Here is a 12,185-nt window from a genome sequence, read left to right as displayed (position 1 = left end):
CTCTCATGAAGACCTACCGAAATGGACGAAACGACATGAATCTCATGCATGAAGAACTCGCCCGCGCGCAAATGACCGCGCGCCTGGGAGAGGCGCACGAGCTGCGACGCGGCCACCAGCTGGCGCTGGCCCGTCGGATGAGCCGCAAGGCCGAGCAGGCCGCGCAGCAGGCGCGCCTCGCCCTCGCCCGCGCGCTCTGATGCTCCGGGGCCCCTGGCCCCGGACCTTCTCGCCCTGATCGCGGGTGAGTCCACACCCGGTGAGCCGGTACGTCGTCACGGTGACGACGTGCCGGCTCATCGGCGTCTGCGCCCGGCCCGTGCGGAGTAGCCTCGGGGGGTGAGCGACCTCGTCACCTGCGACCTCTGCGGCACCAGCGCCCCGCAGGAGCAGACCCTCACCTGGACCGTCGCGGTGGAGAACGGTCGTCGCCGCACCTTCTGCGACGCGTGCTCGCGCACGCACCTGCGCGCCATGGAGAGCAAGCTCGACAGCGAGTGGTGGTGACCGCGAGCCCGCCTCACGGCGTGTCGAACCACCCGCACCCGCAGTAGGGGTGGCGCCGCCAGCGCCGTACGGCCGGTAGCGGCTCGTGGTCGAGGCGCCACGAGGTCAGCCACGTGTGGGGCAGCTCGCCGCGCGACCACGCCGCGAGGTCGCGGGCCGCCGTGCCCACCCCGAGGGCGAGCAGCGGGCGCGGCACGTCGTCCGCGCCCGGCGCACCGCCCTCCTCGAGGACGGCCGCGGCGACGCACCGCGCGCACGGTCCGAGGCCGGGGGCGACCCACGGTCCCACTTCCACCGCCCACGGGTGCACCGCGAGCAGGACGTGCGGCAGGGAGTCGACCGACCACGCGTCGACGGTGCCCGACACCGCCCGCCCGGGCGTCACCGCGACGCCCACGGGCGCCTCGCGGTCGAGGAGCACGCCGGCGGCACTCAGCGCCGCCACCACGGGCGGGGCCCACGCGTCGGGGCAGTCGAGCTGCGCGCGGAGCGGGGCGGCGTACGGCGGGCTACGACGCTCGGTCACCCCTCGACCGTGCCACCTCGGCGGCCCGGTCGGGGCGTCGTCCACAGGCGGATCCGGGTGCCACGGGTGGGCGGGCACGGCCGGGAACGACAGCGGCGGCGCCACCCCAGGGGTGACGCCGCCGCAGTGAGCTCAAGAGGTGAGGCTCACGCCTTGCCGAGGATGCGGTTCAGGTTGGTCCCGCAGACCGGGCAGACGCCCTTGGCCATCTTGGTGCCCTTGTCGTTGACCTTGATCTCGCCCTCCGCCTCGCGCTTCTCCTTGCACTTGACGCAGTAGAACTCACCGCTCCAGGTCTCCGCCATGACGGCCTCCTTGCTTGTTTCTTCGTGGTCGTCGCGACGGGGTTGTCGTAGGGGAAGCCCGCCGGGGATAACTGGCGGTTGCCAGCGCTCCGCGGACGACCCTACGCCACGCTCGGGCCACGCTCACGCACCACACGCGCCACGCGTGAAAACCCGCCCTCGGGGGTGGCCCCGCTCGACCCATTTCCCGGCCCCTGCCCGACCCATGTCCCCGGCCCCGTTTGGGCGGTGAGTGAGCAACCGGATCTGGCGACAGAATGGTTGCCTGCTCACCGCCGTAACCGGGGGTGGGCTTGGGCGGTGAGTGAGCAACCGGATCTGGCGACAGAATGGTTGCCTGCTCACCGCCGTAACCCGATCAGTACCCTCGGCCCATGCCAGAGAAGTCCCCAGACCTCACGCACCTGCGCCTCGAGCGCCCGTCCGAGGGGGTCGTCCTGCTGACCCTCGACAACCCCGAGATGCGCAACGCGATGAGCGAGCAGATGACCTCGTCGTGGGCCGCGGCCATCGACGCGATCGCCGCGGACCCGTCGGTGCGGGCGGTCGTCGTCACGGGGGAGGGCAGCGCCTTCTCCTCCGGCGGCGACACCTCGTGGATCGCGAGCGAGCCCGACGCCGGCGTCGACCGCCTGCGCTCGCGGATGCTGTCGTTCTACCGAGCGTGGCTCGCGATCCGGCGCCTGGAGGTGCCCACCATCGCCGCGGTCAACGGGCACGCGATCGGCGCCGGGCTCTGCCTGGCCCTCGCCTGCGACATCCGCTACGCCGCCGCGGGCGCCAAGCTCGGGGTGCCGTTCACCAGGCTCGGGATGCACGCCGGGATGGCCGCCACCTGGCTGCTGCCCGACGTCGTCGGGCCCGCGCACGCGCGCGACCTGCTGCTCACCGGGCGGGTCGTGGAGGCCGACGAGGCGCTGCGCCTCGGGCTCGTCTCCCGGGTCGTGGAGCGCGCGAGCTTCCTCGACGACGTCCTCGACACGGCCGCCGGCATCGCGACCACGGCGCCCATCGCGTCGCGGCTGACCAAGGTCGCGCTCGCGGGCGGCGGGTCCGCCGACCTCGAGTCCGCGCTCCAGTGGGAGGCGCTCGCACAGCCGGTGACGCTCGCCACCGCCGACCTCCAGGAGGGCATCGCGGCCGCGCGGGAGAAGCGGACGCCGCAGTTCCGCGGCCGCTGAGCGACCCCGCACGTAGGAGGGCCCCGCGGCCCTTGACGCCTGCCTTCCCCTGCTGACGTCGAGGAGCCGCGGGGCCCTTCTGGCCGCAACGGTAGGGCCGCGCACCCGGGCGGTCAACGGGGCGATGTCCACGCCTGTGGACAGGCCTGTGGAGACGGTGTGCACCGCGGCCCGCGAACCGTGGACGACGGCCCCCCACGTGGGGAGGGGCCTGTGCGCGACACGCCCGGGCCGAGCGCCGTACTGTGCCCCTGACCAGCGCACGAGCCGGCACGGCGGCTGTGGAGGAGAAGAAGTGGGCGAGACGGGGCAGGACGGCGTGCGCGGACCAGTCGCGACCCTGCGACGCATCGCGTTCCTGATGGAGCGCCAGCGCGAGGAGACCCGGCGGATCGAGGCGTTCCGCAACGCCGCGCGCACGATCCTGCCGCTGCCCGACGAGGAGGTACGCCGCCGCGCCGCGGACGGCACGCTCACCGAGCTGCCGGGCATCGGGCCGAGCACCGCCGCCGTGATCACCGACGCCTGCAACGGCGTCGTCCCCGAGCGCCTGGCCCGGCTGGAGACCACCGCGGGACCGCTCGCTCGGGGCGGGGAGGAGCTGCGCGCCCGGCTGCGCGGCGACCTGCACTCCCACTCCGACTGGTCCGACGGCGGCTCGCCGCTGGAGGAGATGGCGATGACGGCCATGGAGCTGGGTCACGACTACCTCGTGCTCACCGACCACAGCCCGCGGCTGCGGGTCGCCAACGGGCTCAGCGCGGAGCGGCTGACCCGGCAGCTCGGGGTCGTCGAGGCGGTCAACGAGCATCTCGGCGGGTCGTTCACCCTGCTCAAGGGCATCGAGGTGGACATCCTCGACGACGGCACGCTCGACCAGGCACCGGAGATGCTCGACCGGCTCGACGTGCGGGTCGCGTCGGTGCACTCGAAGCTGAAGATGGATCCCGAGCCGATGACGAGGCGGATGGTCGCCGCGGTGCGCAACCCGCACACCAACGTGCTGGGCCACTGCACGGGACGCCTGGTGACCGGCAACCGGGGCGTGCGCCCGCCGAGCCGGTTCGACCCGACGGCGGTCTTCACCGCCTGCGCCGAGGAGGGGGTGGCCGTCGAGATCAACTCCCGGCCCGAGCGACGCGACCCGCCGACCCGGCTGCTCGAGCTCGCCCGCGACCTCGGCTGCCTGTTCTCCATCGACTCCGACGCCCATGCCCCCGGCCAGCTCGACATGCTCGACCACGGCGCCGCCCGGGCCACCGACGCCGGGATCGACCCCGAGCGCATCGTCAACACCTGGGAGCGCGACCGCCTGCTGGAGTGGGCCGCCTCGAGGCTGTGAGCGCGGGCGGCTCGGGCTCGCGGCCAGCGCGTCCCCGTGCCGGTGTGGGTGCGGACGGCTAGGTTCGGCACATGAGCACGCCGGCCAGCCCGCCCGAGGTGGAGGTGCGCCGCTCGCGTCGCCGGCGGCGCACGGTCTCGGCCTACCGTGACGGCGACCGCATCGTGGTGCTCATCCCCGCCTCGATGAGCAAGCGCGACGAGGCGACCTGGGTCGCCGACATGGTCGCCCGCATCGAGCGGCAGGAGAGGCGCCGGCTGCGCTCCGACGACGACCTGGTGGTGCGGGCGGCCAAGCTCAACGACCTCTACTTCGGCGGCCTCGCCGTCCCCGCGTCGGTGCGGTGGGTGGGCAACCAGAACGCCCGCTGGGGCTCGTGCACCCCGGGCGACCGCACCATCCGCCTCAGCGACCGGCTGCAGAAGGTGCCCGCCTGGGTGGTCGACTACGTCCTGGTCCACGAGCTGGCCCACCTGCTGGAGTCGGGCCACACGCCGGCGTTCTGGGCGTGGGTCGACCGCTACCCCCGCGCGGAGAAGGCGAAGGGATACCTCGAGGGCTACTCCGCGGCCGCGCGGCTCGAGCCGCCGCCCGGCGACGACGCCGACTGACGCGACCGCACGCGCGCCACGGCGGCGCCGACGAGGACGTACATGTCGTCGAACGTCGCCGGCAGCGCGTCGACGGGCCACCACCGCACGTCGAGCGACTCCTCGCTCGTGGCGTGGGCGGCGGTGGGCTCCGCGGTGGCGAGGAAGCGTACGTCGAGGTGGTGGACGGTGCCGCGCTCGGAGCAGAACTCCACGGCGTGCTCGTCGAGCGACAGCGGATCCTCGTCGAAGTCGAACGACGTCAGCCCCGACTCCTCCACGAGCTCGCGCCGCGCCCCGTCGGCCAGCGAGGCGTCGCCCGCCTCGAGGTGGCCGCCGAAGGCCAGCCACGCGTCGGCCTTGCGGTGGTGGTTGAGCAGCACCGCGCCGCCGTCGGGCGACACCACGATCGCGCCGGCGGTGAGGTGGTCGGGGAAGCACCCCTTGGCCAGGCCGTCGGGGTGCGCGGCGAGGTGGGCGAGGAAGCGCTCGCGCAGGGCGTCCTGCCCGGGCGTCGGGGCGACCCAGCCGGTCAGCGTGGCGACCGCGGCCGCGTGGAGCCGAGTGCTCACCCGGTGGGGCGGGAGCCGCCGTCGGCGCTGTCCTCCGGGCCGCCTCCAAGCAGGTCGCGCAGGCCGGCGTCGAACTCCTCCTCCGACAGCTCGTCGGGCGTGATCGAGTCCTCGCGGAAGCCCAGCGGGTCGTCGAGGTCGGCGGCGGTGGGCAGCAGGTGCGGCGACATCCACACGCCGTCGCGGGCCTCGGTGCCCTGCCGCGTGCGCAGCGAACCCCACAGTGTGGAGGCGTCACGCAGGCGCCGCGGTCGCAGCTCGAGGCCGACGAGGGTCGCGAAGGTCTGCTCGGCAGGACCGCCGGCGGCACGCCGGCGGCGTACGGTCTCCTGCAGCTTGGCCGCGGCGGGCATCCGCTCGGCGGTGGCCTGGCCGACCACCTCGTCGACCCAGCCCTCCACCAGCGCGAGGGTCACCTCGAGCTTCTCCAGCGCCGCCTTCTGGGCGGCCGACGGCTCGGGGTCGAACAGGCCGCCGGCGAGGGCGTCCTGCATCGCCTGGGGGTTGGCGATGTCGACCTCACGGAGCTTGGCCTCCATGCCGGAGGTGTCGAAGTCCATGCCGGCGCCGTACTCGGCGACCGCGCCGATGAGGTGGTCGCGCAGCCACGGCACCCCGGCGAAGAGCCGCTGGTGCGCGGCCTCGCGCAGCGCGAGGTAGAGCAGCACGTCGTCGGCCGAGACGTCGGGAAGCTCCTCGGCGAAGACCGCGACGTTGGTCGGCAGCAGCGCCGCCTTGCCGATGGGGCCGAGGGGCAGGCCGATGTCGGAGGCGCTGAGCACGTCTCCCGCCAGCGCGCCGAGGCCGCTGCCGACCTGGGTGGCGACCATCGCGCCGCTGGCCTTGCCGAGCATGGCCATCAACGGACCGGCCAGCTGCTTCATCTCCTCGGGCATGGCCTCGCCGAGGGCCTGCGTGGCGGAGCCGGCGATCGGCTCGACGAGCACCTTCCACACCGGGATGGTCTCCACGATCCACTCGGCCCGCGACCACGCGGCGGTGGTGGTGACCCCGGAGGGGAACTCGGTGGTGGTGTCGAGCCAGTGGTCGGCCAGGCGTACGGCGTCGTCGACCGCGGCGGCCTGCGACGGGCTGACCGTCGGGTCGGGCTCCTGCGCGGCCGTGCGGCGGGCCAGGTCGGTGACCGTGTCCCAGTTGACCGGGCCGTCGTGGGGCGCGAAGAGGGACTGCATCTGCGCCATCAGCGAGTTGAGGTCGGGCATCGCGCCGCCTGCGCCGAATCCGCCCATCTGGGAGAAGATCTGCTCGAAGGGCGTGCCCTTGAAGGGGTTGTTGTCGTCGGGACCCTGACCGGACGACCCGGGTCCGCCGGGGGTGTCACTCATGGGGTCCACGTTACCCACCCTGCCCAGCGGCCCCGCCGCCTGCGCCACGCCTGCCCCCGGGGCTCCCGCCGCGCCTAGACTCGCCCGGGTGAGCGACCCCCTCCACGATCCCCACCCTGATCCCGTGCGTGATCCCGTGCGTGACCCCGTGCGCCTCGTCGACATCCGCGACACCCCGTTGGACGTCACCGAGGTGCTCGACGCCCTCGGCGACGACGGCGCGGGCGGGCTCACCCTGTTCGTCGGCCAGGTCCGCGACCACGACGGCGGCAAGGGCGTGACGGCGCTCGACTACTCCGCCCACCCGTCCGCGCTGGCCCGGCTCGAGGACGTCTGCCGCCAGGTGGCGCGGGACCACGACGTCAGGGGAGTGGCGGCCGTGCACCGGGTCGGTGAGCTGCGCATCGGCGACCTGGCCGTCGTCGTGGCCACCACCGCGGCCCACCGCGGCGACGCCTTCGCGGCCTCCAGGGCCCTCATCGACACCCTCAAGGCCGAGGTGCCGATCTGGAAGCACCAGGTCTTCGACGACCGGACGGAGGAGTGGGTCGGCACGCCGTAGGGCCTCCCGGTGCCGGGCGGCCCGGGCATCTACGCTCGTGGCGTGGAGATCCTGCTGTGGCTCGTGCCGTCGGCCGTCGTCACCGTCGCCGCCATGGCGTGGGTGTCGTGGGTCGGCCGCGACGGCCGTGGCGAGGTCGACCGCGACGTCGCCGCCGAGCGCCTCGGCCGGGCCATCGCCAAGGACCTCCCGGCCGGCCCCCGGCGTACGTCTGCTCCCGCGCGCGACCGCAGCACCGGCATCGCCGTGCGCCCCAGCCACGGTGCGGCGACCCGCGGCGACGCAGGACGGCGCGCCTCCTGAGAAGTCGGCGCGGGGTGGCTCGTCGTCGGCCGGTTGCCGCCGTTTGAGAGAGTTGCGCCCATGAGGCAGCGGACAGGTGCGGGATTGCTCGCGCTCTGCCTGCTCGCAGCGCTGTGGGCGGCGGCGGCTTTCGTGCCGTTGCCCTACGTCACCTACTACCCAGGACCGACCGTCGACATACTCGCCGAGGACGACGGCAAGGAGATCGTCCAGGTCGCCGGGCACAAGGCCTACCACGACGACGGCGAGCTGCGGATGACCACTGTCTACGTCAGCACGCCGCAGGAGGACGTCTCGCTCCCCGAGCTGCTGCGCGCCTACTTCGACCCCGACGCCGCCGTGTGGCCGCGGTCCTCGATCTACGCGCCCGACGAGACCGACGAGTCCAGCGACCGCGAGTCCGGGGCGGCGATGGCGTCCTCCCAGGACACGGCCGTCGCGGCGGCCCTCACCGAGCTCGGTGAGGAGGTCGACCCCGTCGTGAAGATCCTCGACGTGACCCCCGGACTGCCGGCCGACGGCAAGCTCGAGGTGCGCGACGTGCTGCTGCGCGTCGGCGACACGCCGATCCGGGAGGCCCAGGACGTGGTCGATGCCGTCGACGAGGCGTCCCCCGGCGAGCCCCTCACCTTCGTCGTGCGCCGCGGCGACGAGGAGGTGAGCGTCGACGTCACGCCCGAGGAGGTCGACGGCGACCTCCGGATCGGCATCGCGCCCGGCCTCGGGTTCGAGTTCCCCTTCCAGGTGAGCGTCGACATCTCCGACCGCATCGGCGGCCCCAGCGCCGGGCTGATGATGGCGCTCGCGATCTACGACACCCTGACCCCCGGCGCCCTGACCGGCGGCGCCGAGATCGCGGGCACCGGGACGATCACCCCCGCCGGCGAGGTCGGCCCCATCGGCGGCATCCAGCAGAAGATCGCCGCCGCCCGCGACGCCGGCGCCGACCTGTTCTTCGTGCCGGCCGCCAACTGCGGCGGCATCGGGGGCGTGGACCCCGGCGACATGCGCCTGGCGAAGGCCACGACGATGCACGCCGCCGTCGAGACCCTGTCCGACTGGGTCGCCGACCCCGACACCGACCTGCCCACCTGCGAGGACACCGCTTCATGACCGACCCCACCGAGCCGGCGCGCGACGCCGGCCCCGAGTCGCCCGTCGACCCGACCGCCCCCGACGCGCTCCCGGAGGACCCTGCCCTGGCCACCGCGGTCCTCGAGATCGAGGCGCACGTCGCCCAGGACGGCTGGGACCAGCCGGCCCGCCTCTACGCCCTCGTCGACACCGCCGAGCTGGTCGCGCAGGAGCCGGCGCTCGCCGCGGCGATGGAGATCGACGGCCCCGGCGAGGACGGCTCCCTCACCCCGATCGAGCAGGACGGCCTGCCCCCGGGCCAGGTCCTCGAGGACGCGCTGCACGGCATCGCCTGGCCCGAGAGCGTGGCCGGCTGTGCCGCCGTCATCGAGCGACTGGTGCTGCCGCCCGGCGTCGATGACGACATCCCCGACGACCCCACCGCGGCCGAGCTGTTCGCTCGCGAGCACCCCGACCGCCAGGAGGTGCGCATGGTCGCAGGCGTGACCCGCGCCGGCACGTCCTACTGCGCGCTGCGGCTGCGGTCGCACGACGACGAGCAGTCAGTGGTCAACGGCACCGAGCTGGTGCCCGGACTGCTCCAGCTGCTCCACGAGACACTGCACGACACCCCGCCCCGCCCCGACGAGAACCCTGAGCAGGCCTAGTCAATGAGCAATCCGTTCGACCGACCCACCGGACCCACCGGACCCGACGGCCCCCAGCGGCCGGGCGGACCCGGCGGCACAGGAGGCGCACGGCCCGCGGCAGCGTCACGCCGACCCGGAGCGCTGGTCATCACCGCGATCGTCCTGGTCGTGGGCTTCATGCTGCTGAGCGCGTTCGCCTCCTTCTGGACCGAGCGGCTGTGGTTCGGCTCGGTGGGCTACCGGGAGGTCTTCACGACCCTGCTGCTGACCCGCGTCGGGCTGTTCTTCGTCTTCGCCGGGCTGATGGCCGCGGCCGTGGCGGTGGCCATGGCGATGGCCTACCGCTTCCGCCCGCTGCTGTGGCCGGGGATGCCCGGCATGCCGGACGACGGCATGGACCGCTACCGCCAGCTCCTCGCCCCGCGGATGGGCCTGGTCATCGCGGTCGTCGCCGGCGTGATGGGGCTCTTCGCGGGCGCGTCGGCCTCCGGCCAGTGGCGCAGCTTCTCGCTGTGGCGCCACGGCGAGGAGTTCGGCACCACGGACCCCTACTTCGACAAGGATGTCGGGTTCTACGTCTTCCAGCTGCCGTTCTGGCACTACATCGTCGACTTCGTGATGGCCGTGGCCGTCGTCGGCCTGATCGCCTCGCTGCTGACCAACTACCTCTTCGGCGGCATCCGGCTCTCCGGCCGCCCCGGTGAGCGCCTGACCAGCGCCGCGCAGATCCAGGTCTCCGCGCTGCTGGCGCTCTTCGTGCTGGCCAAGGCCGTGGACTACTGGCTCGACCGCTTCGACCTCGTCACCAACTCGGGCTCGATCTTCACCGGCATGGGCTACACCGACGACAAGGCGGTCCTGCCGGCCAAGGAGATCCTCGCCGGCATCGCGATCGTCTGCGCGCTGCTGTTCCTCGCCAACATCTGGCGACGCACCTGGCTGCTGCCGTCGGTCGGCGTCGCGCTGTTCGCCCTGTCCGCGATCATCCTCGGCCTGATCGTGCCGACGGTGGTCCAGGCGATCCGCGTCAACCCCAACGTGCCGGACCGCGAGGGCCGCTACATCAAGGCCAACATCGACGCGACCCGCGCCGCCTACCAGCTCGACCAGATCGAGGTCCAGAACGTCGCCGGCACCGGTGTGGCCAACGACGGCCGGCTCGAGGAGCTCGACGGCATGACCGCCGGCATCCCGCTGGTCGACCCGCAGATCGTCAGCGAGATCTTCGAGCAGCAGCAGCAGGTGCGCGCCTACTACTCGGTGCCCAACGTGCTCGACGTCGACCGCTACGAGATCGACGGCAAGGACCGCGCCGTCGTGCTCGGGGTGCGTGAGCTCGACCAGAGCGGCCTCGCCGAGGGCGACCAGAACTGGTCCAACCTGCACACCGCCTACACCCACGGCAACGGCGTCATCGCCGCGTACGCCAACCAGCGCCCGGAGGACGACTCGGTCCAGCAGACCGGCATCCAGTGGGCCGAGGGCCAGGAGGCCGACGAGGACGCACTCACCAGGCTCGCCGGCGACGAGGGCTACGAGACCCGCGTCTACTTCGGCGAGCAGAGCCCGACCTACAGCATCGTCGGGCTCAACCCCGACGGGAAGCCGGTGGAGTTCGACCTGCCGCGCGGCGAGCGCACCGACGAGGACGTCGCGACGACGTACGACGGCGAGGCGGGCGTGCCGATCGGCAACATCGTCAACCAGCTGCTCTACGCGGTGCGCTTCAGCGAGCCCAACCTGCTGCTGTCGAGCCGCGTGCACGAGAACTCCAAGATCCTCTACGACCGCAACCCGCGCCGCATGGTGGAGAAGGTCGCGCCGTGGCTGACCGTCGACTCCGACCCCTACCCGGCGGTGGTCGACGGGCGGATTCTGTGGATCCTCGACGGCTACACCGTCACCGACAAGTACCCGTTGTCGCAGCGTGAGTCGCTCGAGGAGATGACCGACGACTCGCTGCAGGAGAACACCGGGTTCCAGACCCTGCCGACCGACGAGATCAACTACCTGCGCAACTCGGTCAAGGCCACCGTCGACGCCTACGACGGCACCGTGTCGCTCTACGAGTGGGACGAGGAGGACCCGATCCTGCAGGCGTGGGAGGCGGTCTTCCCCGACGTCGTCCAGCCCAAGGCCGACATCCCCGACTCGCTGCGCGAGCACCTGCGCTACCCCGAGGACCTGTTCAAGGCCCAGCGCTTCCAGTTCCAGCGCTACCACGAGACGTCCGCGTCGGCCTGGTTCGAGGGTTCCAGCCGCTGGGAGGTGCCGAGCGACCCGCAGCGCACCACCCGGCTGCAGCCGCCCTACCGCCTCTTCGCCGACACCGGCGACGGCGAGACCTGGTCGCTGACCTCGGTCTACGTCCCGCGGCGCAAGGAGAACAACCTCGCCGCCTACCTGTCGGTCAACAGCGACGCGACGAGCGAGGACTACGGCAAGGTCAGGGTGCTGCAGCTGCCCAACGAGCCCACGGGCGGCCCGCTGCAGATCGCCAACACGTTCGCCACCAACGAGGACATCAGCCAGGCGCTGCTGCCCTACACGACCGGTGACGCCGACCGGGTGCCGGGAAACCTGCTCACGCTGCCGATCGACGACACGTTCATGTACGTGCAGCCGGTCTACACCCGTCGTGACGGTGAGTCGAACTTCCCGATCCTGCGGTTCGTGCTCGTCTCCTACGAGAACCGGGTCGGCATCGGCACCACGCTCGTCGACGCGATCGAGGACGCCCTGACGTCGGACGCGTCGGACGACGGGACGACCGACCCGACGGAGGAGCCCACGGAGGAGCCCACGGAGGAGCCGACCGAGGAGCCGTCGGAGTCGCCGGGTGAGCAGCCGACCACGGAGCCGGGCGAGCAGCCGGAGGGCAGCATCAGGGAGCTGCTCGTGCAGGCCGAGGAGAAGTTCGCCAAGGCCGACGAGGCGCAGCGCAACGGCGACACCGTGCGGTGGGCACGCCTGATGGAGGAGGGGCGCGCGCTCATCGAGAGGGCGGTCCGCCAAGCCGGGTGACCCCCGATTTGGGCTCCGCCCACCCACCCCTGTAATGTTCTGTTCACCGACGCGGGGTGGAGCAGCTCGGTAGCTCGCTGGGCTCATAACCCAGAGGTCGCAGGTTCAAATCCTGCCCCCGCTACAATGTGATGTCGCAGGACATCGCGGACACCCGGACCTACGGAAACGTAGGTTCGGGTGTTCTTCATTTGTGGGTTCGT

At 72.6% G+C, this 12,185-nt stretch carries 14 protein-coding genes and 1 tRNA gene; 11 read left to right on the top strand and 4 right to left on the bottom strand.

The annotated features are described in order from the left end of the window. Both AC4H2S_RS21100 and AC4H2S_RS21095 read left to right on the top strand, forming a co-directional pair. Positions 1-200, top strand: a 200-nt coding sequence (locus AC4H2S_RS21100; protein WP_491498953.1) for a putative WhiB-interacting protein, incomplete at its 5' end; no start/stop codon positions are given. A gap of 139 nt (positions 201-339) precedes the next feature. Beyond that, positions 340-507, top strand: coding sequence for a hypothetical protein (locus AC4H2S_RS21095; RefSeq protein ID WP_491498952.1), 168 nt, complete (start codon positions 340-342; stop codon positions 505-507). Positions 508-520: 13 nt separating this feature from the next. Here AC4H2S_RS21095 and AC4H2S_RS21090 read toward each other — a convergent pair whose 3' ends face one another. After that, complete coding sequence (locus AC4H2S_RS21090; protein ID WP_491498951.1) at positions 521-1,033, bottom strand: hypothetical protein; 513 nt, start codon at positions 1,031-1,033, stop codon at positions 521-523. 146 nt (positions 1,034-1,179) lie between these two features. Beyond that, complete coding sequence (locus tag AC4H2S_RS21085) at positions 1,180-1,338, bottom strand: DUF5679 domain-containing protein (RefSeq protein WP_090969683.1); 159 nt, start codon at positions 1,336-1,338, stop codon at positions 1,180-1,182. 374 nt (positions 1,339-1,712) lie between these two features. Here AC4H2S_RS21085 and AC4H2S_RS21080 point away from each other — a divergent pair, with 374 nt between their 5' ends. From AC4H2S_RS21080 to AC4H2S_RS21070, 3 genes are all read left to right on the top strand, one after another. Further along, positions 1,713-2,519: an enoyl-CoA hydratase/isomerase family protein gene (locus AC4H2S_RS21080; protein ID WP_491498950.1), complete on the top strand. Its 807-nt coding sequence runs from the start codon at positions 1,713-1,715 to the stop codon at positions 2,517-2,519. 295 nt (positions 2,520-2,814) lie between these two features. After that, entirely contained in the window at positions 2,815-3,861 is a 1,047-nt protein-coding gene (locus AC4H2S_RS21075; protein WP_491498949.1) for a PHP domain-containing protein, read from the top strand. A gap of 71 nt (positions 3,862-3,932) precedes the next feature. Then, positions 3,933-4,472, top strand: coding sequence for a M48 metallopeptidase family protein (locus tag AC4H2S_RS21070; RefSeq protein ID WP_491498948.1), 540 nt, complete (start codon positions 3,933-3,935; stop codon positions 4,470-4,472). Here the strand turns inward: AC4H2S_RS21070 and AC4H2S_RS21065 are convergent. Both AC4H2S_RS21065 and AC4H2S_RS21060 read right to left on the bottom strand, forming a co-directional pair. Continuing rightward, positions 4,421-5,023: an NUDIX hydrolase gene (locus AC4H2S_RS21065; protein WP_491498947.1), complete on the bottom strand. Its 603-nt coding sequence runs from the start codon at positions 5,021-5,023 to the stop codon at positions 4,421-4,423. The two genes, AC4H2S_RS21070 and AC4H2S_RS21065, sit on opposite strands and share 52 nt — an antisense overlap. After that, positions 5,020-6,369, bottom strand: a complete 1,350-nt coding sequence (locus tag AC4H2S_RS21060; RefSeq protein WP_491498946.1) for a zinc-dependent metalloprotease — start codon at positions 6,367-6,369, stop codon at positions 5,020-5,022. The genes AC4H2S_RS21065 and AC4H2S_RS21060 overlap by 4 nt, the downstream gene beginning before the upstream one ends. 124 nt (positions 6,370-6,493) lie before the next feature. Between AC4H2S_RS21060 and AC4H2S_RS21055 the strand changes: the two genes are divergently transcribed. The 6 genes from AC4H2S_RS21055 to AC4H2S_RS21030 all read left to right on the top strand — a co-directional run bounded on the left by AC4H2S_RS21055 (position 6,494) and on the right by AC4H2S_RS21030 (position 12,106). After that, on the top strand, positions 6,494-6,931 hold the full coding sequence (locus AC4H2S_RS21055) for a molybdenum cofactor biosynthesis protein MoaE (protein WP_491498945.1): 438 nt from the start codon (positions 6,494-6,496) through the stop codon (positions 6,929-6,931). Positions 6,932-6,973: 42 nt separating this feature from the next. Next, positions 6,974-7,234, top strand: coding sequence for a hypothetical protein (locus AC4H2S_RS21050; RefSeq protein ID WP_491498944.1), 261 nt, complete (start codon positions 6,974-6,976; stop codon positions 7,232-7,234). Between the two features lie 60 nt (positions 7,235-7,294). Then, positions 7,295-8,347: a YlbL family protein gene (locus AC4H2S_RS21045; RefSeq protein WP_491498943.1), complete on the top strand. Its 1,053-nt coding sequence runs from the start codon at positions 7,295-7,297 to the stop codon at positions 8,345-8,347. After that, positions 8,344-8,976: a PPA1309 family protein gene (locus AC4H2S_RS21040; protein WP_491498942.1), complete on the top strand. Its 633-nt coding sequence runs from the start codon at positions 8,344-8,346 to the stop codon at positions 8,974-8,976. Before AC4H2S_RS21045 ends, AC4H2S_RS21040 begins: the two co-directional genes overlap by 4 nt. Positions 8,977-8,979: 3 nt before the next feature. Beyond that, positions 8,980-11,982 carry a UPF0182 family membrane protein gene (locus AC4H2S_RS21035; protein ID WP_491498941.1) on the top strand — a complete coding sequence of 1,001 codons (3,003 nt, stop codon included), beginning with the start codon at positions 8,980-8,982 and terminating at the stop codon, positions 11,980-11,982. A gap of 50 nt (positions 11,983-12,032) precedes the next feature. Then, positions 12,033-12,106 (top strand) — tRNA-Met (locus tag AC4H2S_RS21030). Positions 12,107-12,185 lie beyond the last annotated feature (79 nt).

Source organism: Nocardioides sp. Z13_37 (assembly GCF_058355585.1).
This window is presented reverse-complemented; position numbering and strand designations above follow the sequence as displayed.

Bases quoted from the DNA above. Each gene is read 5' to 3' on its own strand.
- AC4H2S_RS21085 (WP_090969683.1), bottom strand. From the start codon at position 1,338: ATGGCGGAGACCTGGAGCGGTGAGTTCTACTGCGTCAAGTGCAAGGAG.
- AC4H2S_RS21080 (WP_491498950.1), top strand. From the start codon at position 1,713: ATGCCAGAGAAGTCCCCAGACCTCACGCACCTGCGCCTCGAGCGCCCG.
- AC4H2S_RS21070 (WP_491498948.1), top strand. From the start codon at position 3,933: ATGAGCACGCCGGCCAGCCCGCCCGAGGTGGAGGTGCGCCGCTCGCGT.
- AC4H2S_RS21060 (WP_491498946.1), bottom strand. From the start codon at position 6,369: ATGAGTGACACCCCCGGCGGACCCGGGTCGTCCGGTCAGGGTCCCGAC.
- AC4H2S_RS21045 (WP_491498943.1), top strand. From the start codon at position 7,295: ATGAGGCAGCGGACAGGTGCGGGATTGCTCGCGCTCTGCCTGCTCGCA.
- AC4H2S_RS21040 (WP_491498942.1), top strand. From the start codon at position 8,344: ATGACCGACCCCACCGAGCCGGCGCGCGACGCCGGCCCCGAGTCGCCC.
- AC4H2S_RS21035 (WP_491498941.1), top strand. From the start codon at position 8,980: ATGAGCAATCCGTTCGACCGACCCACCGGACCCACCGGACCCGACGGC.